The organism is Bacteroides sp. An279 (assembly GCF_002159615.1).
Taxonomy (GTDB): Bacteria; Bacteroidota; Bacteroidia; order Bacteroidales; family Bacteroidaceae; genus Phocaeicola; species Phocaeicola intestinalis.
Genome location: NZ_NFJA01000029.1, coordinates 13,410 through 38,851, shown reverse-complemented (window position 1 = coordinate 38,851; position 25,442 = coordinate 13,410). Strand labels below are relative to the sequence as shown.

General features: G+C 48.6%; 21 protein-coding genes and 1 pseudogene. 7 read left to right on the top strand and 15 right to left on the bottom strand.

Translation table 11 applies throughout. From position 1 onward, the window contains the following. On the top strand, positions 1-208 hold a 208-nt coding region (locus B5F78_RS17570; protein WP_204502622.1), incomplete at its 5' end, for a hypothetical protein. 86 nt (positions 209-294) lie between these two features. On the opposite strand, the gene B5F78_RS07185 is transcribed toward B5F78_RS17570, so the two are convergent. After that, on the bottom strand, positions 295-2,304 hold the full coding sequence (locus B5F78_RS07185) for an AAA family ATPase (RefSeq protein ID WP_087406377.1): 2,010 nt from the start codon (positions 2,302-2,304) through the stop codon (positions 295-297). A 424-nt stretch (positions 2,305-2,728) separates the two neighbouring features. Between B5F78_RS07185 and B5F78_RS07175 the strand changes: the two genes are divergently transcribed. From B5F78_RS07175 to B5F78_RS07160, 4 genes are read left to right on the top strand one after another with little or no spacing between them, the layout of a single operon-like run. Next, positions 2,729-3,568, top strand: coding sequence for an ABC transporter ATP-binding protein (locus B5F78_RS07175; RefSeq protein WP_087406375.1), 840 nt, complete (start codon positions 2,729-2,731; stop codon positions 3,566-3,568). 10 nt (positions 3,569-3,578) lie between these two features. Then, complete coding sequence (locus B5F78_RS07170) at positions 3,579-4,373, top strand: hypothetical protein (protein WP_140400074.1); 795 nt, start codon at positions 3,579-3,581, stop codon at positions 4,371-4,373. Positions 4,374-4,376: 3 nt separating this feature from the next. After that, a complete protein-coding gene (locus B5F78_RS07165) occupies positions 4,377-4,760 on the top strand; it encodes a GntR family transcriptional regulator (RefSeq protein ID WP_087251407.1) in 384 nt (127 codons plus the stop codon). Next, positions 4,757-5,551: a hypothetical protein gene (locus tag B5F78_RS07160; RefSeq protein ID WP_087406373.1), complete on the top strand. Its 795-nt coding sequence runs from the start codon at positions 4,757-4,759 to the stop codon at positions 5,549-5,551. The genes B5F78_RS07165 and B5F78_RS07160 overlap by 4 nt, the downstream gene beginning before the upstream one ends. A gap of 15 nt (positions 5,552-5,566) precedes the next feature. Here the strand turns inward: B5F78_RS07160 and B5F78_RS07155 are convergent, their stop codons facing one another. The 14 genes from B5F78_RS07155 to B5F78_RS07090 form a co-directional block, all read right to left on the bottom strand. Beyond that, positions 5,567-6,319: an MBL fold metallo-hydrolase gene (locus B5F78_RS07155; protein ID WP_087251413.1), complete on the bottom strand. Its 753-nt coding sequence runs from the start codon at positions 6,317-6,319 to the stop codon at positions 5,567-5,569. Between the two features lie 10 nt (positions 6,320-6,329). Next, positions 6,330-7,196, bottom strand: coding sequence for an AraC family transcriptional regulator (locus tag B5F78_RS07150; RefSeq protein WP_087406372.1), 867 nt, complete (start codon positions 7,194-7,196; stop codon positions 6,330-6,332). A gap of 881 nt (positions 7,197-8,077) precedes the next feature. After that, on the bottom strand, positions 8,078-8,974 hold the full coding sequence (gene miaA, locus B5F78_RS07140; protein ID WP_022039757.1) for a tRNA (adenosine(37)-N6)-dimethylallyltransferase MiaA: 897 nt from the start codon (positions 8,972-8,974) through the stop codon (positions 8,078-8,080). A 90-nt stretch (positions 8,975-9,064) separates the two neighbouring features. After that, positions 9,065-9,619 carry an IS1096 element passenger TnpR family protein gene (locus B5F78_RS07135; RefSeq protein ID WP_022039758.1) on the bottom strand — a complete coding sequence of 185 codons (555 nt, stop codon included), beginning with the start codon at positions 9,617-9,619 and terminating at the stop codon, positions 9,065-9,067. Between the two features lie 48 nt (positions 9,620-9,667). Next, entirely contained in the window at positions 9,668-10,435 is a 768-nt protein-coding gene (gene lpxA / locus B5F78_RS07130; protein ID WP_022039759.1) for an acyl-ACP--UDP-N-acetylglucosamine O-acyltransferase, read from the bottom strand. A 1-nt stretch (position 10,436) separates the two neighbouring features. Beyond that, positions 10,437-11,822, bottom strand: a complete 1,386-nt coding sequence (locus B5F78_RS07125; protein ID WP_087210808.1) for a bifunctional UDP-3-O-[3-hydroxymyristoyl] N-acetylglucosamine deacetylase/3-hydroxyacyl-ACP dehydratase — start codon at positions 11,820-11,822, stop codon at positions 10,437-10,439. A gap of 5 nt (positions 11,823-11,827) precedes the next feature. Then, positions 11,828-12,868, bottom strand: coding sequence for a UDP-3-O-(3-hydroxymyristoyl)glucosamine N-acyltransferase (lpxD, locus tag B5F78_RS07120; RefSeq protein WP_087406370.1), 1,041 nt, complete (start codon positions 12,866-12,868; stop codon positions 11,828-11,830). A 351-nt stretch (positions 12,869-13,219) separates the two neighbouring features. Then, positions 13,220-14,050: an orotidine-5'-phosphate decarboxylase gene (gene pyrF / locus B5F78_RS07115; RefSeq protein ID WP_022039762.1), complete on the bottom strand. Its 831-nt coding sequence runs from the start codon at positions 14,048-14,050 to the stop codon at positions 13,220-13,222. 24 nt (positions 14,051-14,074) lie between these two features. Then, complete coding sequence (locus tag B5F78_RS07110) at positions 14,075-15,754, bottom strand: DUF4153 domain-containing protein (protein ID WP_239473412.1); 1,680 nt, start codon at positions 15,752-15,754, stop codon at positions 14,075-14,077. Positions 15,755-15,814: 60 nt separating this feature from the next. Next, complete coding sequence (prfA, locus tag B5F78_RS07105; protein ID WP_087406368.1) at positions 15,815-16,927, bottom strand: peptide chain release factor 1; 1,113 nt, start codon at positions 16,925-16,927, stop codon at positions 15,815-15,817. Between the two features lie 5 nt (positions 16,928-16,932). Then, a complete protein-coding gene (locus B5F78_RS07100) occupies positions 16,933-17,697 on the bottom strand; it encodes a Fic family protein (RefSeq protein ID WP_430746787.1) in 765 nt (254 codons plus the stop codon). Between the two features lie 49 nt (positions 17,698-17,746). Next, entirely contained in the window at positions 17,747-18,040 is a 294-nt protein-coding gene (locus B5F78_RS16805; protein WP_087396537.1) for a hypothetical protein, read from the bottom strand. Between the two features lies 1 nt (position 18,041). After that, entirely contained in the window at positions 18,042-19,211 is a 1,170-nt protein-coding gene (locus B5F78_RS07095) for an AIR synthase-related protein (RefSeq protein WP_013619275.1), read from the bottom strand. Positions 19,212-19,310: 99 nt separating this feature from the next. Further along, the gene (locus B5F78_RS07090; protein WP_087406366.1) at positions 19,311-20,789 is read right to left on the bottom strand and encodes a glycoside hydrolase family 10 protein; all 1,479 of its coding nucleotides are present in this window, start codon (positions 20,787-20,789) and stop codon (positions 19,311-19,313) included. A 210-nt stretch (positions 20,790-20,999) separates the two neighbouring features. Here B5F78_RS07090 and B5F78_RS07085 point away from each other — a divergent pair, with 210 nt between their 5' ends. Both B5F78_RS07085 and B5F78_RS07075 read left to right on the top strand, forming a co-directional pair. Next, positions 21,000-22,247, top strand: coding sequence for a DcaP family trimeric outer membrane transporter (locus tag B5F78_RS07085; RefSeq protein ID WP_087406365.1), 1,248 nt, complete (start codon positions 21,000-21,002; stop codon positions 22,245-22,247). Between the two features lie 1,001 nt (positions 22,248-23,248). Continuing rightward, positions 23,249-25,360 (top strand): annotated as a pseudogene (locus B5F78_RS07075) (glycoside hydrolase N-terminal domain-containing protein). The last annotated feature ends 82 nt before the right edge of the window (positions 25,361-25,442 follow it).

Genomic DNA, 25,442 nt, shown 5'->3' with positions numbered 1-25,442 from the left:
CGCTCCTGTTCTTCGTCAGATAGCCCGCTATCTTCCTCATCACAGAAGCGAAAATGCCTCAAAAACTCATCCCAAATCATCGCACGATAAATTCAAAACAGCTTCTTATAAATGTTCTTTATATGTCTTAAAATGGAAGTTCTGTCTGTTTGAAACAGTTCTGCCATTTGCGCTTGTGAAAGCCACACCGTATCCCCATCCATTCTGACATCTACGGTGGTTTGCCCATCAGCAGTACGGTAAATTACAATTTTATCACTCAGGTTCATAATCTTATCTTTTGGGTTAACAATTTTATTTCTTCTTCTTTTTCCGTATTTCTTCCGCCAGCCGGTAATGTATCGCCGCTTCTACCTCTTTGCCGGCTTGCGAAAGGGCATCGGCGAAACATTCTTGGGCACCGGCGTGCTGGGGCTTTAGCGAGGTTGCTTTGTCCAGGTCGGTCATGGCACCCTCGATGTCGCCTGTGTGCAGGCGCAGTTTGCCCCGATTGTATACGGCTTTGAACTCGTTGGGGCGCAGGTTTACGGCTTGGTTCAGGCATTCGCGTGCTTCGTTTATCCGGTTGGCATTGAAAAGCGTGACGCCTTTGCGCACCCAGGCATCGACGTATTCGGGGTACAGTTCGATGGCTTTGTCGTAGTTTGCCAGGGCGGCACGCGTGTCGTGGGCTTGGGTGATGCATTCGTTTCCCATCAGGTAATATTCTTCGGCATATTTTTGCAGGCTTTTCTTCGATTTCCGCATTTCTTCTTTCAGGCGGAGGTTTTCTGCCTTTAACCGGTTGATGATGCCTAACTTTTTGCGGATAAAGCGTTGTTGCAAGGGCTTTTCGATGTCGTAGCGGGCATGGATGGCCTTGAAGAAATGGTCGAGGCAAGTTTCGAAGTCACCTTTGTCGAATGCCTTGACGGCAGCGGTATATTCGATGTCCGCCTGCGCCTGCTTCATGGCACGCTCGATGGCTTGCTGGTCGTTGAAATGGTGGGCGAAGGAAACGATTTCGGGACGTACGAAGATGTCGGCACGACTTATTTCCCGCTTCAGGCAGATGCCGTCCAGTGAGGTACACCGGCTTAATGCCACGTAGGTTTGTCCTCCGGCAAATACTCCTCCGGTAAAGTCTATAATGGCGCGGCTGAAAGTAAGTCCCTGGCTTTTGTGTACCGTTATTGCCCAGGCAAGCCGGATGGGATATTGCGTGAAGGTGCCCAGTTCTTCCTCTTCTATCTTATTCTCTTCTTCGTTATACCGGTAGCGGATGTTGCTCCAGCTTTCGCGGCGCACGTCGAGTTCTTTTCCTTCTTCGGTGGTTACGTAAAGGATACCTTCGGCATCGATGCCTGAAAGGATGCCGATGGTGCCGTTTACCCATCGTTTCTCTGGGTCGTTCTTGATGAAGATGATTTGTGCACCGGGTTTCACGGTCAGTTCCATCAGTGTGGGGAGGCTACTTTCGGGAAATTCGCCATGGATTTCACCTTTCAGCGTGACAGCATCGCCGGGCAGAGCGGCAAGGCGTTGTTCGTTGATGAAGTCTACGTTGTCGCGCCGGGTAGCCAATGTGATGTAAAGGTCGTTCTCGCCCGAGCCCAGTGGTGCCTGATAACGGGTGTTGAGCAGTTGTAAGTCGGCAGAGCCGACGGTATTGGTGCGGATGTGGTCGAGCACGTTGACAAATACGCGGTCGGTCTGCCTGTAGACCTTGGTCAGCTCTACCGATACCAGTTCCATTTGCTGGAACACCCGTGCCGAGAAGAAATAGGGGTTGGGGTAGAAACGGTTGATGATTTCGCGCTCGTCGTTTTTCACTACCGGTTCCAGCTGATACACATCGCCCACCAGCAGCAGCTGTTTGCCTCCGAAAGGTTCGCGCATGTTTTGTGAGTATACACGCAATACCTTGTCGATGAAGTCGATGATGTCGGCGCGCACCATCGAAATCTCATCGATGATGACCAGTTCGATGTTCTTTATCAGCTTGCGCCGGTCGGCGGTATATTTCAGGAAGCTTTGCAGTTTGTTTCCTCTTAGGCTGAAGTTGGGGTCATCGGGCAACAACGGATGGAAAGGCAGCTTGAAGAAACTGTGCAGGGTGCTGCCTCCGGCATTGATGGCGGCGATGCCTGTAGGAGCCAGCACTACGTATTTCTTTTTGGTGGTCTGGCAGATGTATTTCAGGAAGGTAGACTTACCTGTTCCTGCTTTTCCCGTAAGGAATACGGATTGGCGGGTATACTGGATGAGTTTCAATGCATTTTGGAACTCGGCGTTGGCGGTATCTATTGTGGTGTGTCCGGTCATGGCAGCATTTTCTTGTTCGGGTTTCCTTTTCTGGCAAAGGTACGAAAAGCGGAAGAAATATAAAAGTATACTTGGGAAAGACCTCTTCAGGATGAATCATTTTTGTCAGTCAATAGGATTGTAAAACGAATATAACTTCGATGGCAGTTTCATATATACTGAAACTGCTGATGAATATATACTTCATCGGCAAAGTAAGTATATATTCGTTTCTCCAGATGCTATATGACTTTTTGTTGACCCTATATTGGCAAGTGGAAGAATATGATTTTTTTTGCCGGAGGGCTTGCATGTTTCACGATAAATACATACTTTTGTAGTGTATTAGTTAAGTAGTACACTATGATACACTGATTATCAGACAAAGATTTCTGTCGAGGGCCCTGATGGGAAATTTGGCTGAGGATAAAAACACTGATAGATTATGTTGGAAATAAAGAATCTTTCGTTTAATTATGGCAGGCGCAAAAAAGAGGTGCTGAGCCATTTTTCTCTTTCGCTTCGGCAAGGGGGAATCTACGGGTTATTAGGGAAGAACGGAACCGGAAAATCTACTTTAATTGCTTTGATAAGCGGACTGCTTACCCCTTGTCAGGGAGAGATAATATATAAAGGTAAGGATGTGCGCCGCCGTTTGCCCGATACGTTGTGCGACTTGTTTTTAGTGCCCGAAGAGTTTGAATTGCCTTCGCTCACATTGGCACGTTACATAAAGTTGAACAGCTGCTTTTATCCCCGGTTCAGTACAGAAGACATGAGGCGCTATCTCGACCTTTTCGAACTGGATGCCGACCTTAATTTGGGAACTCTTTCGATGGGGCAGAAGAAGAAGGTGTTTATGAGTTTTGCACTGGCGGCAAATACTTCTTTGCTATTGATGGACGAACCTACGAATGGGTTGGATATTCCCGGCAAGAGTCAGTTCCGTAAACTGATAGCTTCGGGAATGAGCGATGAGAAGTGTGTGGTAATTTCTACGCACCAGGTGCGTGATATAGACCGTATGCTCGATCATGTGGTGATTATTGACGGAAGTCGTGTGTTGCTCGACCAGTCGGTGGCGGATATCTGCCGTACTTTTGTTTTCCGGGAGAGCAGTAGCCGCGAACTGGTGGGGCAGGCACTTTATGCTTTGCCTTCGGTAGAGGGAAACAGTCTGATATTGCCTAATGCAGGTGGTGAAGAGACTGAAATCAATTTGGAACTTTTGTTTGGAGCCGTGCTTGCCGAACCCGACAAAATAGCGGCGATGTTTCATGCTTAAAAAGAAAAAGATGAGGACAAATCAGTTTTTTGATGTGCGGCGGTTTGGGATGATGTGCCGCAGGGAGTTACTGGAACCGTGGAAAACACATTTGCTCCGGTTTGTAGCTTGTTATGCCGTATTGGCAGTTATAGTGGTAGGATATGGAATGGAGACGTACAACCATTTGTCGCCTGGCACTCCTTTGGAATACAGTCATGCTTTGATGCAGTTTTTTATGGTGATTTTTTATGCGATGGGGATGCTGTTTGCTTCTTCTTTTATGGAGCGGATGAAGACAAAGACAGGCCGTATTGCTTTTCTGATAACTCCGGCTTCGGCTTTCGAGAAGTATCTTTCGCGCTGGTTGCTGGTGACGGTGGTTTTTATCGTTGCGTTTGCAATAGCGTTCGGGCTTGCCGACCTGACGAAAGTGTTGGTTTGCAGGATGTTGTACAGCAATGTGGCAGAGCAGATAACCTTTGTTCCCTGGAGTGAAGTGTTTACTCATCCTTATGCTGGCTGGAGGCTGGGCGTAGTGGCAAGTAGTTTCTGCTTTTTACAGTCGTTGTTCGTGTTGGGCAGTGTGATTTGGCCCAAGAATGCGTGGATCAAGACATGTGCTGCCTTGATTGTCATCTTGTTGTTGCATGTGCAGGCAGTTATGGTAGTTTATCAGGTAAGAGGCAGTTTTCACCGCGGATTTTATCTGACGGACGAGGATATGAATCGTCTGGTTATCGGAGTAGGGATTGTCTGGGCAGTGTTCAACTGGACGTTGGCTTATTTTCGGTTTAAAGAGTCGGAAATCATTAATCGCTGGTAACTTATGGATTTTAAGGAAAGTAAAGCCATTTATCTGCAGATTGCCGACCGTATTTGTGATGAAATTCTTCTCGGCGTATATCCCGAAGAAGGGCGTATCCCTTCTGTGCGCGAATATGCGGGCATGGTGGAAGTGAATGCCAATACGGTGGTGCGCTCGTTCGACTACCTGCAGCAGCAGGGCATTATCTACAACAAGCGGGGCATCGGTTATTTTGTGGCTGCAGGTGCCCATCGGGTGATATACGACCTGCGCAAAGAACATTTCTTGCAAGAGGAGTGTGGATATTTTTTTAAACAATGTGTCATGTTGCATATTTCGGCGGATGAACTTGCCGGAATGTACCAGGACTTTATAACTGAATCAGAAAAAAACAAAAGTGTATGAAACGTACTACCTATATCATGATAGCCTTGTTGGTAGCTGGATTGCTGCTGACAAGTGGGTTTGCCTTTTATTTGACTCTTGAAACTCCTTCTCCCAAACGAACGGAATTGGGCGAATCGGGTATGGAACAAGTCCGTCCTTTGCCTGTTTGTAAATCGGTTAGGCTGGTGCTGGAGGAAATCGGAGAGCGTCCTGTTGTTATGCCGTTGGAAATATGTCCGGCCGATTCGGCAGGCGGCAGTCTTTCGTATGTTTCAGGTATGGAAAACTGTATGAAGGTTGAAACACTGGAAGACAGTACATTGTTGCTCAGTTTCAACTTTTCTGAGGATAGCTTTCCGGCTGCGCTTGCATCTGCGTCTGATGGAAGGGTGTATACGCTTTCTTCCATGCGTCTGAAGCTTCCCGATGCGGTAAAGGCTGTAAGTATCGATATGCCATGTGCAGACGTTTCATTCAGAGGTATCGGGCGGGACACTTTTTCCATCCGGACGCAAAGTCCGACGAAACTGGAAGAGTGTATGTTTGATATGCTTTCGGTATCGGGTAATGGACTGGAACTGAGAAGCGGCCGCGCCGAGCATCTGCATGTAGATTTGGATGAAACTTACAACTGGCAGGTTCATGTAGGGTCATTTCATATCGGTACAGAGCATCTCTTTGGTAGTAACAGTCATGCTTGTGTGTGGCAAAAGGGTGAAAGCAAGGAGCTGTTATGGGAACCGAAGACAGACTATGCCAAGCTGAATGTGATGCTGGAAGAGGCAAGCCGGATAGTGAAAGAGGAATGAAAGATATTGTCCTCCTTACACTTCCTTGTTTTCCCCTTCCTGCTGGATGCACCAGAACTTAACGCCTTTGGCATCGGCAAATTCTTTCATCCGTCCTGCCGACTGGAATCCGCTGGCTACGAAATGCATAGGTACGAGCAAGCCTACCTGGAAGCGGTCGATGAACTGGCGGGCTCCGCGTGTATAGCCGTTCCCGATACGTCCGTCTATGGGAAACATTACGAGGTCGAAGCCGGCGGTAAGCTTGCGGATGTCTTTCAGTTCGCCCAAGTATTGTTTTTCTTCTTTCTCCGGGTTGATTTCCATACCAAATTCGGGGCTGTATATGGTTCCGCCTGTATAGTCATCGGTCAGGAAGCGGGCGTACCAGTTATTCAGATCGCCTGCGTGGAAGAGGGTTTTGCCTTCGGTGCGCACTATCCACGACACACCGCTATCGTTGCTTCCGGTAGCGGTGACATGGATATGTCTGTCTTGCCAGCTTCCTCCTTTGGCAAGCCAGGCATCGGCTTCGTCACGTCTGGCTCTACGGTGTTTCAAGATGTCTTTCGAAAGGAGATAAGTGATGTCCGCTTTTATTGATTTCCAAGTGAAGATGTCGCGGTTGAAATGGTCTTCGTGGAAATGGCTGGCAAACACGTACATTGGTTTGTTGCATTTCAGCAATCCGTCGATAACATGTGCCGGATCCAGCCAATAGTCGAAGACCAGCATGCAATTTTCGGTTTCTAAGGCAAATCCGCTATGGAAAATGTAGGTTAGTTTCATATATCTTTTGTTATCTTCTATATTTGTTTCGATACTCGGCAGGCGTGATGCCGTATTCTTTCTTGAAACAGCGGTTGAAATAGGGGATGTCGGCAAACCCTACTGAATAAGCTATTTCGGAGATGTTTTGGTCAGTACGGTTGAGCAATGTGGTTGCCATCTGCAGACGGAAATGGTTGAGATATACCGTAAACGGTTCGTTGGTGGACTTTTTGAAGAACAGGCAAAAGGCGTTTTTGTTCATGGCAATGTAGTCTGCTATTTCGTCCAGTGTAATTTTCCGGTGGTAGTTTTCGATGATATATCTGTAGACGGCCTGCAGGCGCTGTTTGTTTTTATGAATGGGCATGCCATTGAAGGCATGATGGCCGATGTATCTGCTGTAGCCTGGGCGGAAAGCAAGTGCAAGGATTTGCAACAATCCTAAAAGTCGTTGTTGTTCGTTGTAATTGTCGAAATCCAGCAGGATGTGACGTATTTCTTTCGCTCCTTCCCCTTGTATCGACAAACATTGTTTCAGATTGGTGTAGAACGAGGCGATATCTTGAAATTCTTTGGCAAAGCTGGCAAGTCGGTTCAGAAAAGCTTGCGGAAACTGGATGAATGCCTCTTCTATCCTTTCGTCTGCCGGACACGCCAGTTTGTCGTATATCCAGCAATGGGGGATGTTGGCAGGTACGATGATGATGTCACCTTCCCGAAAGTTTTCGATGAAATCGTCCGTAATGCGTTGTCCTCCGCCTTTGATGACGAATCCGATTTCCAGTTCCGGATGCTGGTGATAGCCTATCGCACTTTTGTACCACGATGTACAACGGCGGTAGAAGAATGAGTTTTCTGTATTTTGCGCTACTTGTTCGTAAATGACATTGTTCATGGTTTTCTCCCGTTAGCTTTGCGAATATATACAATATTATGGGCAGGTGTATGCTAAAGGGGGAAAAATTTAGATACTTTTGTGAATATACGACAATAGTGCGTGTGTTTTGTTCAATTTTTTTGTAAAAATATCCATTACCTTTGCTATCATAAATTAATAGTTAAGGTTACATTGTCGGTCGGGATGTAGAGAGTACATGTACCGGCCGTTTTTTACCGCTTTAAAACGGAAAAAAGCGATTGCACAATGGTGTAACCGCTTTTTGATTATTTACAAAAAGCCTTTCGGCATTTATCAGATTCTTTACTAAAAGCTTCTGCTTTTCGGGCTTTAGCTTAATTTGTTTTTTTACTTGCTGAGTTTGTCATTCAGCATTACATAACCCCAGATCATAGGATCCGCATTGGCAATCTTGTGAAAAATGTTTTTTACCTTTTTCATAATGTTATCCTTTCTTTTTTAGTTAATAATACCTGAAAACTTAATTACTTGTAATACCTAAATCTTGTTATCCTTTCAATCTCGGGCGAACCTCACGGCTGGCCTTTGATGTTTTTTTCTTTTCCAATCTTTACCTTAAAATTACTAGTTAGTTAAGTTCTAGAACTTGTTGTTCTTTAATTACACTGCAAAGATACGACCTTTTTTGATACAAAATATGTTTTATAGCATATATTTTTAGGTTTTGCTTGTTTTGTTGACCTATATCAAAAAAACGGTATGCCTGTAATATCTTTGTCATGCGATGTGAACAATTGTCAGTCGGAGGCTGACAACACGTCATGCCGTTCATTCTGCAACCGAATACTTGAGAAACTGTTTTGAGAAGCTGTTTTGAATTTCTCCAAAAAGTTTTTCTTGGCTTGATGTGTTCGTTTTCAAAACAGTTTCTTCTTGATGTATTGCATGATTTCTTCTTGTTGGTCGGGATGAAACCATTTGATGTCGGTGTCACGTTTGAACCACGTCATTTGCTTGCGTGAGTAGATACGCGAGTTTTGCTTGATTTTTTCAATAGCAAAAGGCAGTTCCCACTCTCCATCGAAGTATTTGAAGAGTTCTTTATAGCCTACGGTATTGAGTGAGTTGAGGTGACGGTAAGGATAGACTTTGCGTGCTTCTTCCAATAATCCTTCTTCCATCATCTGGTCTACACGGTGGTTGATGCGTTCGTAAAGTTCTTCCCGGTCACGTGTTAAACCTATTTTCACGATGTTGAAGGGGCGTTTCTTGCACGTCCGGGTGCGAAAAGATGTGTAGGTCTTTCCTGTCATATAGCAGATTTCGAGAGCATGGATGACCCGTTTGGGGTTTTTGCGGTCTACTATTGCATAATATTCGGGGTCTAAGACTTTCAGTTCGGCACACAATTGCTCCAATCCTTCTTGTTCGTATCTTTCTATCATCAGTTGGCGTGTTTCGGCATCTACCGTGGGGATGTCATCGATACCTTTGCATACGGCATCGACGTACATCATCGAGCCTCCGGTCAGCACTACCACATCGTGTGCTTTAAAAAGTTCGTCCAGTTTTTTGAGCGCATCTGCTTCGTACTGTGCCGCACTGTAATAATCGGTGAGTTGTAATGTGCCTACAAAATAATGAGGAACCCGTGCCAGTTGGTTGGGGGTAGGAGCTGCCGTACCTATTTTCAAATCGGCATAAAGTTGGCGGGAGTCTGCAGAGAGAATAGAAGTATGATAGGTTTCGGCGATGGACAGGCTTAATTCGGTTTTGCCTACGCCGGTAGGACCAATGAGGACGATAAGGGTCATAAAAATGAAGAATTAAAGAATGAAGAATGAAGAATGAGTAAGGTGTTCAACCGATTCTTCATTCTTATTTCTTCATTCTTCATTAAAAAATTAGTATTTATCTTCGTCGTATGGATTTCCTCCGCTTCCTATGTCATAGCCGTCGGGGTCGAAATCCTCCATGTCGTATTCCTGATCACCATAAAAGTTTTCGTCAAGGTCGAGCGATGAATCTGCTTTCATCTGTTCGTCGAAGTCTACGGTTTGTTTGGGTGGATTTCCTTCCTTGCGCGAACAAACTGCATGTTCCAAGTCCTTGCCGGTGATGATTTCCGACAGTTCGATAAAGAATACTCGTTCGGTCAGCGGGTCAAACACGTAAATCAGTTTTTGTTTTTCGTCTTCCAGCAATTCGCTCAGACGGGTATCTTTCATGACGAAAGTGTCTTCTTCCGAACTTCCTGTTCCCATATCTTCGAGGGTGATTTCGATTTCTTTTTCCCAGTCATCATCGCAGATAAAAAAGGAAGTCATCTGGTCGTTCTTGTAGTTTGTACATTTTAATATCGCTTCATGCAGGTCGTAGAATGAAGCATCTGAGTCAATTTTGATTTCTCTTAAGAAATCATCCACTTCATCTGATATGATTCTAAATTTGTATACCATAATTCTGTCGTTAATCTTAGATTGATGCGGTAAAGGTACAAAAATTTTTTATCGGATGATGCCTCTTTCCGAATTTTCGATAAAAGAAACGATGTATTCAATTTCGGGACTCATCGGGACTTCCTCTCTTACCTGTTGCAAGGCATCGGTCACGTTCTTGCCGTTATTGTAGATGATGCGGTAGGCGTTGTGGATATTTTCTATCAGTTCGTTCGAGAATCCGCGCCGGCGCAGGCCTACGATGTTGATGCCACTGTAGGCAATGGGTTCGCGTCCTGCGATAATATAAGGAGGGATGTCTTTGCTGAACCGGCATCCGCCCTGTATCATGACGTATCCTCCCACCCGGCAGAACTGGTGCATCAGTACGTTGGCGCTTACAATGGCATTGTCGTCGATGATGACTTCACCTGCCATTTTCGTGGAGTTTCCGATGATGCATCCGCTTCCGACATGGGTGTCGTGTGCCACATGTACGCCTTCCATGAGGAGGTTGTTGTTTCCTACGATGGTTTTCCCTTTGGCTGCGGTGCCCCGGTTGATAGTCACATTCTCGCGTATGGTGTTGTTGTCGCCTATTTCGGCTGTGGTCTCTTCTCCCCGGAATTTCAGGTCTTGCGGAATAGCTCCGATGACGGCTCCCGGAAAGATACGGTTGTTGTTGCCTATGCGTGAACCGTATAAGATGTTCGCATTAGGCATAATGGTATTGTTGTCGCCAATGACCACGTTCTTGTCGATGTAGACAAAGGGGCCGATTTCTACGTTCTCTCCGATGATTGCTTCGGGGTGTATGTATGCTAATGGACTGATCATGTTATTTGTTTTTTACTATTTGTGCCATAAATTCGGCTTCGCAAACGATTTTTTCTCCTACGAAGATATATCCTTTCATGGTAGAGATGCCGCGCCGAATCGGTGCCAGTAGTTCTACACGGAAGACAAGGGTATCGCCTGGCACTACTTTTTGGCGGAACTTCACATTGTCTATCTTCAGGAAGTAAGTGGAATATCTTTCCGGCTCTGCCAATGAATTGAGCACTAACAGGCCTCCCACTTGTGCCATGGCTTCTACTTGAAGCACACCCGGCATGACCGGCTCTTGTGGGAAATGCCCTTGGAAGAAAGGTTCGTTCGATGTGACATTCTTCACGCCTACGATGTGGTTGGCTCCGATAGCGATGACCTTATCCACCAATTGGAACGGATAGCGGTGAGGAAGGAGCTCGCGGATGCGGTTCACGTCCATCAAAGGCGGTTCGTTGCAATTATAGATAGGAGCCTGAATCTCGTGCAGGCGGATTTCCTTGCGCAATTGGCGTGCGAATTTATTGTTGATGGTATGTCCCGGACGGGTGGCGATGATGCGTCCCTTGATGGGTTTCCCGATTAGGGCAAGGTCGCCGATGATATCGAGCAGCTTATGGCGTGCTGGCTCGTTGGGCCATACCAAAGGGATGTGATTGATATATCCTAAATGGCTTGCGTCCATGTGCGGGACTCCCATGACATCCGCTAATTTATCGAAGTTTTCTTGGGTCATCTGCTTTTCGTAGATAACGATAGCATTGTCCAAATCTCCTCCCTTGATAAGCCCGGCATTCAGCAGAGGTTCGATTTCCCTCACGAATACGAAGGTGCGTGCCGATGCGATTTCGGTAGGGAATTCATCCATGTTCTCCAATGTGGCGTATTGGTTGGTCAGAATCTTGGAATCGTAAGAGATTAATACGTTTAAGCTGAATTTATCATCCGGCAAGACGATGATGGAAGACCCTGTTTCTTCATCGCGCACTTCGATTTTCGATTTGATGATGTAATAATCTTTCGGAGCGGTTTGTTCCTCAATGCCTACCCGCTGGATGCATTCTACGTATGCTTTCGAGCTTCCGTCTAAAATCGGAAGTTCGGGACCGTTTACCTGAATCAGGCAATTATCGATACCGGCTGCATAGAGGGCAGCCATGGCGTGCTCTACGGTACTTACTTTTACCCCGTTCTTAGCCAAAACAGTACCACGTGTGGTGTCTACCACATTATCCGCTATGGCATCGATGATGGGCTGGTCGTCCAGGTCGATGCGTTGGATTTTATATCCGTGGTGTTCGGGGGCAGGATTGAATGTCACGGTCAGCTTGACTCCGGTATGGAGACCCTTACCGTTCAGTGTAAAACTGCCTTTTAATGTTTTTTGTTTCAACATGGGCTTTATTTATTAAGTTGTTTCTTCAATTCTTCCAGTTCTTTTTGCATGCGTCTCATGTCTTCGTACATGTCGGGCAACTTCTTGTATATAACAGCTGAACGCGCAAAAAGTTTCGGGTCGATGGCGGGATATCCTATCAGGGTGCTGCCCGACTTGGTATTGCCCGGTATGCCCGATTGGGCTCCGATAGTCACGCGGTCGCCCACTTTGATATGTCCGGCTACACCTACTTGTCCGGCAAATACGCACCATTCGCCTATCTTGGCGGAACCCGCCACGCCTCCTTGCGAAGCCATCACCGTGTGGCTTCCTATCTCTACATTGTGGGCAATCTGAATCAGGTTGTCCAGCTTTACGCCCTTATGGATGATGGTGGCGCCCATCGTGGCACGGTCTACGCACGTATTGGCACCGATTTCCACATTGTCTTCGATAACGACAATACCGATTTGGGGAATCTTGTCATAGCCTTCGGCGGAGGGGGCAAACCCGAATCCGTCTGCGCCGATGACACATCCGGCATGCAGGATGCAATTGTTTCCCACCCGGCAATCCTGATAAATCGTGACATGGGGATAGAGCGTTGTGTTATTTCCTATTTTGGCATGGCTTCCTACGGTCGCATGCGGGTGGATGCAAGCGTTGTCTCCTATCTCCGCACCTTCTTCGATGCAGGCAAAGGGACCGATATAGACATCTTTCCCGATTTTAGCGGTCGGAGCAATGGATGCCAGCGGGTCGATGCCCGTCTTTTTCGGCTTGCTTTGTTCGTATAAAGTCAGGAGTTGAGCCAGGCTTTCGTATGCGTTGTCTACTTTAATCAAGGTTGCACTTACCGGTTGTTCCGGTTCGAAATCTTTATTGACCAGTACAATCGTTGATTGGGTTGTATATATGTAATGTGTATATTTCGGGTTTGAAAGAAAAGAAATGGCACCCGGCACGCCTTCTTCTATCTTGGCGAATGTATGTACGGTTGCATTCTCATTCCCTACTATTTCTCCGTGGATATATTCCGCAATTTGTTTAGCTGAAAACTCCATAACTTATCGTATCTTTTGGTTTTTCTATTAGTGTCTTTTAGTACGCTCCTTGTTTAATTATGCAAATTACGTATTTTTTTTTTATATAACCGTGCAAAATGTCAATTATTTATCTTTTTAGTGGTCTAAAACTGGTTAACCGATGTTTTTTTTGCTTTAGTCCTGCGGAACACGGCAGGTCTCGGAGGCGTATGCAACCGCTTGCGCATGCCGGTGCAAACGCTTGAGTCGGGGGATGCAGACGCTTGAGTGAGCCGATGCAAGTACATGCGTTTCGAGATGCATAAGCCCTCTCATTGTACCGCACGGGGCAGGTGCAATGAGAGGATGCGTGAGCCGGTTTACTCCTTATTATATTATATGGGCGGCTTTCAATTGTTCCGCCATTTGTTTCTGAACCTTTTCGGCTTCATTCTTGGCGGCTTGGGCGAAGGCTTCGCTCTTGTCGGCATAGATGATGGCACGGCTGGAGTTGACGATAAGTCCGCATTCGGGAGTCATGCCGTAGCGGCACACTTCTTCCAGCGAGCCTCCTTGTGCACCGATGCCCGGAACAAGCAGGAAATGGTTGGGTACAATCTTTCGGATGTCTTCGAACATTTTACCTTGGGTAGCACCCACCACATACATCATGTTCTGGTCGTTTGCCCATTCTTGTGACTTACGCAAGACTTTCTCGAAAAGCCGTTCACCTTCCTTGTCCTCCGTCAGCTGAAAATCGTGCGAACCTTTGTTCGAGGTCAGCGCCAGCAGGATGACCCATTTCTTTTCATAAGTAAGGAAGGGGGTCACACTGTCCTCACCCATGTAAGGAGCCACGGTCACGGCATCAATATCCAGTTCTTCGAAGAAGGTGCGGGCATACATGGCGGAGGTGTTTCCGATGTCACCACGTTTGGCATCGGCGATGATGAACTGGTCGGGATAGTTCTTCTTGATGTATTCCACGGTCTTTTCGAAGGCTATCCAGCCTTTTACGCCCATGCTTTCGTAGAAAGCCAGGTTGGGTTTATAGGCGATGCAATAGGGGGCTGTAGCGTCTATGATGGCTTTGTTGAACGCGAAAATCGGGTCTTCTTCCTTCAACAGGTGTTCAGGGATTTTCTTGATGTCGGTGTCCAGTCCTACGCAGAGGAAGGATTGTTTGCGTTTGATGTTCTCTAAAAGTTGTTGTTTGTTCATGTTGTGATTAAGTTTAGAGTTATTTTATTTTATAAATAAATATCCGTTGAAACTTAGATACGTATCATCAGGCTCTTGCTCGCTGTAGTTCAATGAGAAACGGGTCAGAATGAATGATTTCTCTAGTGAACTGCATCGGAGGACGGTTGGAGGCATTGGCTCTGTTTCGTACTGATTCAGCTCTTTTAGGATACTGAGGTCGAAGTAGAGGGTGTCGTTTGTCCCTTCTATCAATACGGGCAATGTTCCGTTTTTCCACCATGTTTCGGGCAATGCGTTGTCTGTGCCGGAGAATTGTTGTTCGATAGCCGTCAGTTTGTTGTATCCTTGCGGTATATTGACAGAAACTGGCGAAGACGTTTGTCCTCGGTAGGAATGGGATTCCGGTTCGGTTTCGGGTAATGTATAGAGTGAAACGTTTGAGGCAACCAGGTCCTGCAAGCTTTCCCATCCGAACCAGTCGCGCATGTAGCGGATACGGTCGTTCAGGTTTGCTGCCTGCGCATGGGGCATTTCTTTCAGGCAGGTTTCGTAGATGTCTTTCGATAAGGGAAGCGGGTGTGTGGTGGCCTGTTTCAGACTGGTTTCGATGTCCTTGTGTATTTTGTTGCGGGTGATGCTGGCATAATTGACCGGAAGTATCGATACCAGCAAGAAAATGCATGCAAACGATATTGGAATCCAACTGATACGCCGAGCCCGGTTGGTTAGCAGGCCGATGCATACCAGATAGCACCAGAGGTTGAATGTGAGCAGGTAAAGGCGGTTGATGGTGATGCCATAATCCTGCAGGCGGCGTCCGATGCTGACCGTCATCAGTATCAGCAGTGGCAGTGCCAATATGGGTAACCAGCGTGCAATCAGCCGGTCTGCCCGTTTCTCTTTTTCCATGCGTGCAGGATAAAGTCCGAACTCGATGATGATGCATCCTCCCATCATGATGGTCACGAGCCACGACACCCATCCGATAGGCAATTCCCAATTTGCGAGTATGTTGCCTGCATAGATGTACAATACAATCATGTAACCTATTTCCAATGGAAGAAACAGGTAATGGATGATGCTATTGAGGAATGCGTTGGGCAACGGGCGGTCGTTATGTTTTTCTTTCCCTTGGGGTAAAAGTCCCAGGAAGAGGAATAAGGCAAGGCATACGTTGCACAAGGTGAGAATGTAAAGGTAACATTTGTAGCTTACGTCTATGCCGAACAATGTATGAAGGGATAATATCAGCAAGCTGATGCCTCCACTCATGATGCTCCCGATAACCAGCGAAGTGGCTAGTGCGCCAATGCTGGATGTGGCAAAGTTCCAACTGGGAATGTCATTTTTTGCTTGGGTGAATGAGAGAAAAAATACCGATAGTCCCAATGCAAAAAGAGCCGCTGCATGGGCAATGCCGATTTCTGTAAGCGAACGTTCGGGCGAGAGGGAATACAAGAACCATGTGTCAGCAATGAGTAATGCATGCATGGTTATTTGTATCATCCATTTGCGTGAGTTTCGCTTGACCTCTTCACACCACAGATGCAAGGTGAGTGATAAAAGGGTGCCTGTAGAGAGATAATATCCTGTTACCCAAAATAATTTTTCATCACCTTTTGCTTCAATCGAAATAAGATGAAAGAGGTATAAGGTCAAGGCAAGAACAAACACTACCGTGACGGGGAAACGCTTCAAGGTCGTTTGAAACGTTCCGCCCATAGTTTGTAGTGCTTGTCGGAGCCATTGTCGGTTCATTGTTCTGGATAAATATAGATAAAGTTATAGTTCGCTTTCTTTCAATCTTTCGGCGTTTTCCGCCACTATCAGGTGGTCGATACAATCTTGGATGTCACCGTCCATAAAGGCGGCAAGGTTGTAGATGGTATAATTGATGCGGTGGTCGGTGATGCGTCCCTGCGGGTAATTGTAGGTACGGATTTTTGCCGAACGGTCTCCGGTGCTCACCATGGTTTTCCGCTTCGAGGCGATATCGTCGATGTACTTCTGGTGTTCCTTGTCATATATAAAGGTACGCAGGCGCGCGAGAGCCCGTTCCTTGTTTTTCGGCTGGTCGCGCGTTTCGGTACATTCTATCAGGATTTCTTCTACCACGCCCGTATTGGGGTTTTTCCAGTTATAGCGCAGGCGTACGCCCGATTCCACTTTGTTCACATTCTGACCTCCGGCACCAGAGCTTCGGAACGTATCCCATTTGATTTCGCCTTCATTGATTTCCACATCGAAGGGTTCGGCTTCGGGCAATACGGCGACAGATGCTGCCGAAGTATGTACACGCCCCTGGGTTTCGGTGGCGGGTACGCGTTGCACCCGGTGCACACCCGATTCGTATTTCAGTGTCCCGTATACCTTATCACCTGTCACGGAACAGATGATTTCCTTGAATCCGCCCGATGCGCCTTCGCTGGCACTCGATACTTCCAGCTTCCAACCTTTGCGCTCGCAATATTTCGAATACATGCGGAAAAGGTCTCCGGCAAAGATAGCCGCTTCGTCCCCTCCGGTTCCCCCTCGGATTTCGAGGATGGCATTACGGTCGTCCTGCGGGTCGGCAGGGATGAGCAGGAGCTTGATTTCCTCTTCCAGTTCCGGTATGCGTGTCTCGCATGCGGCGGCTTCCTCACGTGCCATTTCCTTCATTTCGGGGTCGCTTTCGTTCATCATCGCTTTGGCTTCCTCCAGCCCGGCAAGGCATTGCAGGTATTCCTTGCGTGCCTTCATCAGGTCGCCCAGCTCTTTGTATTCCTTGGTGAGCTTCACGTAGCGTTTCTGGTCGGCAATGACGGACGGGTCGGTTATCAGGGTCGATACTTCTTCAAACCGTGCCACCAGTCCGTCTAATTTCTCTAATAATGTATTGTTATTCTCTGACATATAAATTAACCTTCAATCAAATTGATGTATGTTTGTAAAGCTTCTATCTCTTTTTCTTCTACCAGTTGGCGGAAAAGAGCCGGATTCTTGTCTACATGCGATGCTTCAAGCGCCTGATAATATGCCAGTTTGCTTTCGGCATCTCCTTTTAGTAACACAAATACATAGCCGTGGCGCAACAGGTAAAGGTTCATCAGCAAACGCGAAGTCCGTCCGTTTCCGTCTATAAAAGGATGGATGCGTACCAACTCGTCATGCAGATAGGCGGCAATGTCTACCGGATGCACGCCTTGGGCTTCCATTTCATGGAAACGGAGCAGGAAGTCTTCCATTTGCTTTTCTATCAAATAAGGTTGGGGAGGAACGTGCCGGCTTCCTGAAATCAGTACAGGCACTGTGCGGTAACGTCCTGCGTTTTGCCGGTCGATACCTCGCAAGATAAGTGCATGAATCTGGAGGATGACACGTTCGGTCAGAGGTTCTTCTTTTTGCGCCAGTTCTTTGATAAATGCGATGGCTTCTTGATGGTTGATGGCTTCCAAGTGTTCGCGCATACTTTTTCCGCTTATCGTGAGCCCTTCTTCTACCACAAGTGCGGTTTCCTGCAAGGTCAACGTATTGCCTTCTATCCGGTTGCTTTCGTAGGTATATTCTATGTCGAGGGCTTCCCTTATTTTTTCCAATGCTTCTTTGGGAAGGGGGCGCAACGAGCCTAAACGCGATTTCATCGCATCCAGTTTCGCTAATAATGTATCGTTCTCTGACATCATAATAGGATTTTATCTCTGTTTCTTTTTTCGGGTTGGCACGTGTCGTGCATTATTCCCAAAGCTTTCTTGAAAAGTCTATTTGCCGGAAGACGATACCCCAACAGATGAGCCACCATACTATGCAGAACAGCAGCTCTTGGAACATTTTTTCCGAGAACGTGTGGTTCATGATGAGGGCAATGCAGGTCAGGGTAGAATCTATGGCTACGATGACACACGCCACGCTGATTAAAATAAAATATCCTCTCCGCACACATTGGTTTACACTGGCTAAACCTTTCCAACGGCTGACAAGGAATGCGGAGAGTATGATAATCAAACAGACTAACCGGATGTATGCCATATCAATACTTGAACTCCCCGAACTCACTCCGGATAATCAGTTCCTTATGGTCGCTCTCCTCGATGCGTCCTACTACTTGTGCGTCGATGTTGAACGATTTCGAGATGGCGATGACTTCTTCGGCGTGTTCGGGCGAGAGGTAAACCTCCAGACGGTGTCCCATGTTGAATACCTTGTACATTTCGTCCCAATCTGTTCCGCTCTGTTCCTTGATGGTGCGGAAGAGGGGAGGAACGGGGAAGAGGTTGTCTTTGATTACCCGGCAATTGTCGCCTACGAAGTGGAGCACCTTCGTCTGTGCGCCTCCCGAGCAATGCACCATGCCGTGTATTTCCGGACGGAGTGCATCGAGCAGCTTCTTGACCACCGGCGCATACGTGCGGGTAGGAGAGAGCACCAGCTTGCCGGCATCGATGGGCGAGCCTTCTACCGGGTCGGTCAGCTTCAGGTTTCCGCTGTATACCAGGTCTTCGGGCACGGCGTGGTCGTAGCTTTCAGGATATTTCTCCGCCAGGTATTTGGCGAACACATCGTGGCGTGCCGAGGTCAGCCCGTTGCTTCCCATGCCGCCGTTGTATTCTTTTTCATAGGTGGCTTGTCCGTAGGAGGCAAGTCCTACGATGACATCGCCCGGACGGATATTGGCATTGTCTATCACGTCGGCACGCTTCATGCGGCAGGTCACGGTAGAGTCTACGATGATGGTGCGCACCAGGTCGCCCACATCGGCGGTTTCGCCTCCCGTGGCATATACGCCTACACCCATGCCGCGCAGTTCGGCAAGCAGTTCATCCGTACCGTTGATGATGGCGGAGATTACCTCGCCCGGTACCAGCAGTTTGTTGCGTCCGATAGTGGACGAGACCAATATGTTGTCGACCGCTCCCACGCAGAGCAGGTCGTCGATGTTCATAATCAGCGCGTCTTGTGCGATGCCTTTCCATACCGACAGGTCGCCGGTTTCTTTCCAGTACAGGTATGCCAATGACGATTTGGTGCCCGCTCCATCGGCGTGCATGATGTTGCAATATTCAGGGTCACCGCCCAAGATGTCGGGTATGATTTTGCAGAATGCTTTCGGGAAGATACCTTTATCGATGTTCTTGATGGCGTTATGCACATCTTCTTTCGATGCCGACACGCCGCGTTGCATATATCGTTGGTTGCTCATAAGAATTTATGTTATAATATTGATTTATTGATTTGCAAAAATAGTGAATATTTCGGAGAATAGGAAACGCAAAGGCGTAAAAACGATGCCGGTAAGCAACTATTCATAATTTGTCAATTGGAAAAATTCCAGCGGTTCGCTTTCGTTCCCGCACCGGTCTACGGCGGTCACCGCCCAATAGAGGTATTCTTGCCAAGGCACTTCGGGCACATAGGTGTAGCGGGTGTCCTCGATGCGTGGGGCAATCAGGTTGAGGGGGTTCCGCGTGTCTACCGGATAAGTGTCCGACGCATAGAGGCGGTAATATACCGGCGAGAGGTTATCGGTAGAGGCTTCCCAGCGGAAACGGATGCCTCGGTCTAAAAGCGTGAAAGACGGCTCTTGGGGCTTGGCAGGTGCGATGCTGTCCGTCCATGTCATGGGCGGGACGAGTGCCGGAAGCGGGTAGAAATGTTGCCTCAGCTCGTCGAATACGCTTTTGGTATTGTCGAGCAGGAAGCGGGTACGGAAGTAAGCCTGTCCGTCCAGCCCGATGGAACGGATGAAATAGATTTGCCGGATGACTTCGTCCAGTTGCCAGTCCTGTTCTTTGGGGTGCAGGAAGTAGATGCCCAGTCCGGGCACAATCCACCGCCCGTATGCATTCTCTTTCCAGTCGAGGGCAAACGGGTAAAAGTGGTTTCCTTGGAAATACATCATGGGGAAAAGTGCATCGTGGATGCCTTCTTTCAACCATTGCTGGGCGTCCTGATACACCTCTTCATAGGCGTTCCAGCCGCGCGAAGAATAGCGTTCCGTATCGCGGTATTTGCCTATGGGCGAGCTGCTTACCTTTACCCACGGTTTCATCGACTTGACTTCGGTATATATCCGGCGCACGATGCGTGTGATGTTGTCCCGCCGCCATTGTGTCAGGCCTTGCCGTTTCCCATACTTGCGGTATGTGCTTTGGTCGGGGAAGCGTTCCCCCTGCTCGGGGTACCGGATGTAATCGAGATGGATGCCGTCCACATCGTATCCGGATACGATTTCGCGCACGATGTTTGCCAGATAATCGTCCGTTCCGGGATTGCCCGGGTCCAGGTACCAGCTTCCCTTGAATTGCCTGCAGAGCGAGGGGTGTTTGCGGGTCAGGGCGTTTTTCCCAAGCATCCGTATCTGGCGGGTGTTCCCGATGGGGATAGCCACGAGCCAGGCATGCAGTTCCATGCCCCGCCGGTGGCATTCTTCTATGGCGAATTTCAATGGGTCGTAGCCGGGATGCTTGCCTTCGGTACCCGTCAGCGATTCGGCGAAAGGCTCGAATGCCGAGGGGTAGATTACGTCTCCCCGCAGGCGGGTTTGGAAAAGTACCGTATTGAAGTTGGCTTGTTTCAGCTGGTCAAGGATATGGCATAGTTCGGCCTTCTGGCGTTCGATGCCTTGGGGAGAGACGGCTTTATGGCTAGGCCAGTCCATACCGCCCAGCGTAGTGAGCCACGTGGCGCGTATCTCGTATTTCGGGGCTGTTTGCGCGAAAGCGGTGAGGAAGGGGAAGAGCAGCAGGGCGAGAATCGTATATCGTAGCTTTTGTCTCATGTCGTGATGTTTTTAGGCGGGCAAAGATACAAACATTTTTCTTTTTTATTACTTTTGCGGGCGATGTTTATAAATGTGTTTTTGTTTGAAACGCGGATTAACGCGGATTATTTGATGTATTCTGTAGTCCCAGTGGGGTCGTGGATATTTATTAAATATAATCTGTGTTAATCTGCGCTAATCTGCGTTTCAAAAACGATAAGGATAAGTATGAAAAAGCAAGTTGTATTATTGGCAGCCCTGCTGGGAGGTACACTGGCAGGCAATGCGCAGAAGAAAGGATTCGACTATAAATTTTATGGTCAGGTGCGTACCGATTTGTTCTATAACAGCCGGTCGAATTCGGAAACGGTGGACGGACTGTTCTATATGTATCCGCTGGATAAAGTGGAAGACCCTAACGGAAAAGACCTGAACGACAACGGGAACAGCGATTTCTATACCCTTTATACCCGTTTGGGCGTGGACGTGACGGGACCGATGCTGGGCAAGGCAAAGACTTCGGCAAAGGTGGAAGTGGACTTCCGCGGTTCGGGCACAACGTATTCGCTCTTCCGCATCCGCCACGTGTATTTCAATCTTGACTGGGGCAAGTCGGCGTTGCTGGTGGGGCAGACCTGGCATCCGCTCTATGGCGATGTGGCTCCCGAAATACTGAACCTCAACATGGGTGCTCCTTACCAGCCCTTCAGCCGCGCTCCGCAAATCCGGTACCGCTTCACTTCGGAAAACTTCCGCCTGACCGCCGCCGCTATCTGGCAATCGCAATACCTCTCGGTAGGTCCCAGTTCCAACGAGCCGGGCGCTACCGCTACCCGCAAGCACCAGGATTTCATCAAGTGGAGCAGCATCCCCGAGGTGTATGTGGGCGTGGATTACAAGCGGCCGGGCTTGATAGCCGGTGCCGGCGTACATGTCAGCTCCATTACGCCCCGTACCCAGTCGGAAACCGGGAGCGGCACGTATAAGGTGGACGAACGCATCACCGGCATTTCGGGCGAGGCGCATGTGAAATACACGTGTAACAATTGGCTGGTAGCCGCCAAAACCGTATTGGGCACCAACCTGACGCAATCCAGCACCGTAGGCGGATACGGCATCCGGAGCATCGACCCCGTGACCGGCGAGCAGGAGTATGCGCCGCTCCGCACTTCTACTACGTGGGTGAACGTGGCATACGGCAAGACGTGGCGTCCGGCATTGTTCTTCGGTTACCTGAAAGGCTTGGGGGCTACGGAAGAAGTGCCCTACGGCACGTTAGGCACAGGAACCACCCTCGACCAGCTTTTCACCGGCACCGCCGAACTGACTTATAACCGCCCGCACTGGAAGTTCGGTGCCGAATATTCGGTGTGCAACGCCTGGTACGGCGATGAATTCGATGCGAAAGCCAAGGCGCTTTCTTCGCATACCGTCTTGAACCACCGCTTGGTAGTGACGGCTATTTTCCAGTTTTAAGGGGAAAAGTGTACCCGATTCCATGGCATCCCCGAAATGCCTATCGGTGACATTACGCCGAAGCATGTCTGTATCCGTGCATGCGAGGACGCTGAGTTCCGCTATTGCAAGAACGTACACCAGAAGGATGTGGAAGTTCAGGTAGTGAAGTAATCGGTTGGTTTCCATAGCGTTTTGTGATTTTGGTTCGAAGGCAAAGGTACGTCTTTTTTCCCGTCCGGCAATGGATTTGAAACGGGTGGGTGTGAAAATCTGTTAACGCTATGCGGCGATTGTTTGTATGATGCTGTAAATGAGTTGTATATGAATTATAAAAAATGAATATCCGCAAACATCCCATGTAGGGGCGTATCGCATACGCCCGAATGCGTCCACTTATCCACGTGGATGTCTTCAGGGCGTATGCGATACGCCCCTACAGCTTGTTTGGCGAAATGCGGTATTCACATAGGGTAATTTGAAATCACGTTATCCTACATTTTTCGCAAGCACAACAAACAATCTAACAGTTCTAACAGATAACAGTTATCTAAATTGAAAAATTGAATCGCAGAAAGTGCGCATATAAATATAATATATTATATATATTTATATATAATATATTATATTTATTAACATTCTCTCTACTCGTCGCTCGCTTGCCGTTTTCAAAAAAAGAACTGTTATCTGTTAGAACTGTTAGATTTATTGACGGATTGCAAATTCGGCGTAGCAAATTTATATGTTATGCGCATATATATATGCATAAGCCATTCCAGTTAAGTGCAGGAGGGGTAGCATATAGCTGCATCGCGCCCCGGAAAAGCTTGCATGATTCAAAACTTTTTCGTAATTTTGTAGCGTAACCAAAACCTGATGCTATGCCGTTTCTACCTTTGTTTTTGCCCTTGTATTTTGCCTCTTGTGTATGTTTTTCCATGTTGATTTTGAGTAAGAAGCCTTATCTTCGCAGCATCAAGATAATCAACGGAAACATTTATTTTAAAAAAGAAAAACGATACATGAAGAAACAGTTACTTTATTCGTTGGCTGCCCTTACGCTGGCAGCATGTGGCGCGGAGAAGCAGGAACCCATCGACCGCCGGGCGTTGGTGGAGCGCAACAACCCGCAAGTGGCGGCGATGGATTCGCTATCGTCGCTCTCGGTGGGGAACGGCGAGTTTGCCTATACCGTAGACGCGACCGGGCTTCAGACTTTCCCCGAAGTGTATAAGAACGGAGTGCCTCTGGGCACACAGAGCCAATGGGGCTGGCACAGCTTTGCCAATACGGGCAACTACAAGCCCGAAGACGCCCAGAAGGAATACGATTTCGGGCGCGGGCACAAGGAGGTGTATGCGTGCCAGTTCAAGGAAGAAGGCCGTCAGAAAGACGCTTCCAACTGGCTTCGCGTCAATCCGCACCGCCTGCATCTGGGCATTGTGGGCCTGGAGCTGGACGAGTCGGTTACGCCCGACCAGGTGAAGGATATCCGTCAGACGCTGGATATGTAGGACGGAGAAATCACCAGCAGCTTTTCGCTGGACGGAACCCCTTACCGGGTACAGACCGTTTGCCATCCTGAACGCGACATGATAGCCGCACGGGTGTCTTCCACTGCTCCTGCGGGCATCAAGCTCCGTTTCCCTTACCCTACGGGCAAGCATTGCGACGATGCGTGCGACTGGGAAGCGAACGACAAGCATTCGACTACGGTGGTGGAACAAGACGGGCAGAGCGCCGTGCTGAAACGCCAGCTGGACGCCACGACCTATTATGTGACGGTGCGTTGGGAAGGCGATGCTACCCTGAAGGAGAAAGAAAAGAACTATTTCGTCCTGACTCCGGCAGACACGGCTTTTGCCTTTACCTGCCAGTTTACGCCCGAGCCGTCTGACGCGCCTGCCGTGACGTTTGCCCAGTCGGAACAGGCTGCATCGGCGTATTGGAACACGTATTGGACGAAAGGCGGGGCGGTGGACTTCTCGCTTTGCACCGATCCGCGCGCCAAGGAACTGGAACGCCGCGTGGTGCTGAGCCAGTACCTGATGGCTATCCAGTGCGCAGGCTCTACGCCTCCGCAGGAAACGGGCCTGACGTATAACTCGTGGTTCGGAAAGTTCCATTTGGAAATGATTTGGTGGCATCAGGCGCATTTCGCCTTGTGGGGACACCCCGAAATGATGGGACGCACCTTGGGCTGGTATGAAAAGGCGGAATCCGTAGCCCGCCAGATTGCCGAGCGCCAGGGATTCGAGGGCGTGCGCTGGATGAAGATGACCGACCCGAGCGGCATCGAAGCGCCGTCGAACGTGGGAAGCTTCCTCATCTGGCAGCAGCCTCACCTGATTTACCTTGCCGAACTGCTTTACCGTGCCGAGCCGTCGGACTCGATTATCCGGAAATATAACAAGCTGGTACAGGAAACCGCCGAGTTTATGTACTCGTTCGCTACCTACGACAAGGCGAACGACCGCTATATCCTGAAGGGCGCCATTCCGGCCCAGGAAACCTTGCGTGCCGCCGATACGGTAAATCCTCCTTTCGAGCTTTCTTACTGGCATTATGCCATGGGCGTGGCTCAGGAGTGGCGCGAACGTGCCGGCATGGAGCGTGTGCCCGAATGGGACGTGCTGATAGAGAAACTCTCTCCGCTGGCATACAACGAAGACCACCTGTATCTTGCCGCCGAGACCGCTACGGATACGTATAAGGACATCCGTTTCACCTCCGACCACATGGCGGTGCTGGGTGCCGTGGGCATTCTTCCGATGAACAAGCTCATCCATGCCGACTATATGCGCAACACTCTCGACTGGGTATGGGACAACTGGAACTGGAACAAGACCTGGGGCTGGGATTACCCGATGACCGCCATGGACGCGGCACGTCTGGGCGAGCCTGAAAAGGCGGTGGGAGCCTTGCTGATGGACAAGCGCACCAACACGTATCTGGTGAACGGGCACAACTATCAGGACGGACGCCTGCGCGTGTATCTGCCGGGCAATGGCGGCTTGCTTACCGCCGTGGCGATGATGTGTGCAGGCTGGGACGGTTCGGAAGGCGTGAACCCCGGATTCCCGAAAGACGGTACGTGGAACGTGCGTTGGGAAGGCTTGAAGCCGATGCCGTGAGTGTGATTTACGATTTGGCGATTTGCTATTTTACTATTTTGGTGGAGACGTCACATTTATGAGGGGGTATCAAAATAAAAAC

Coding starts and splice junctions, on each gene's coding strand:
- B5F78_RS07155 (WP_087251413.1), bottom strand. CDS start 6,319: ATGAAACTAACCTACATTTTCCATAGCGGATTTGCCTTAGAAACCGAA.
- lpxA (WP_022039759.1), bottom strand. CDS start 10,435: ATGATCAGTCCATTAGCATACATACACCCCGAAGCAATCATCGGAGAG.
- B5F78_RS07165 (WP_087251407.1), top strand. CDS start 4,377: ATGGATTTTAAGGAAAGTAAAGCCATTTATCTGCAGATTGCCGACCGT.
- B5F78_RS07170 (WP_140400074.1), top strand. CDS start 3,579: ATGAGGACAAATCAGTTTTTTGATGTGCGGCGGTTTGGGATGATGTGC.
- miaA (WP_022039757.1), bottom strand. CDS start 8,974: ATGACCCTTATCGTCCTCATTGGTCCTACCGGCGTAGGCAAAACCGAA.
- lpxD (WP_087406370.1), bottom strand. CDS start 12,868: ATGGAGTTTTCAGCTAAACAAATTGCGGAATATATCCACGGAGAAATA.
- B5F78_RS07095 (WP_013619275.1), bottom strand. CDS start 19,211: ATGAGCAACCAACGATATATGCAACGCGGCGTGTCGGCATCGAAAGAA.
- pyrF (WP_022039762.1), bottom strand. CDS start 14,050: ATGAACAAACAACAACTTTTAGAGAACATCAAACGCAAACAATCCTTC.
- B5F78_RS07100 (WP_430746787.1), bottom strand. CDS start 17,697: ATGATGTCAGAGAACGATACATTATTAGCGAAACTGGATGCGATGAAA.
- B5F78_RS16805 (WP_087396537.1), bottom strand. CDS start 18,040: ATGGCATACATCCGGTTAGTCTGTTTGATTATCATACTCTCCGCATTC.
- B5F78_RS07110 (WP_239473412.1), bottom strand. CDS start 15,754: ATGGGCGGAACGTTTCAAACGACCTTGAAGCGTTTCCCCGTCACGGTA.
- B5F78_RS07085 (WP_087406365.1), top strand. CDS start 21,000: ATGAAAAAGCAAGTTGTATTATTGGCAGCCCTGCTGGGAGGTACACTG.
- B5F78_RS07150 (WP_087406372.1), bottom strand. CDS start 7,196: ATGAACAATGTCATTTACGAACAAGTAGCGCAAAATACAGAAAACTCA.
- B5F78_RS07125 (WP_087210808.1), bottom strand. CDS start 11,822: ATGTTGAAACAAAAAACATTAAAAGGCAGTTTTACACTGAACGGTAAG.
- prfA (WP_087406368.1), bottom strand. CDS start 16,927: ATGTCAGAGAATAACAATACATTATTAGAGAAATTAGACGGACTGGTG.
- B5F78_RS07160 (WP_087406373.1), top strand. CDS start 4,757: ATGAAACGTACTACCTATATCATGATAGCCTTGTTGGTAGCTGGATTG.
- B5F78_RS07135 (WP_022039758.1), bottom strand. CDS start 9,619: ATGGTATACAAATTTAGAATCATATCAGATGAAGTGGATGATTTCTTA.
- B5F78_RS07090 (WP_087406366.1), bottom strand. CDS start 20,789: ATGAGACAAAAGCTACGATATACGATTCTCGCCCTGCTGCTCTTCCCC.
- B5F78_RS07185 (WP_087406377.1), bottom strand. CDS start 2,304: ATGACCGGACACACCACAATAGATACCGCCAACGCCGAGTTCCAAAAT.
- B5F78_RS07175 (WP_087406375.1), top strand. CDS start 2,729: ATGTTGGAAATAAAGAATCTTTCGTTTAATTATGGCAGGCGCAAAAAA.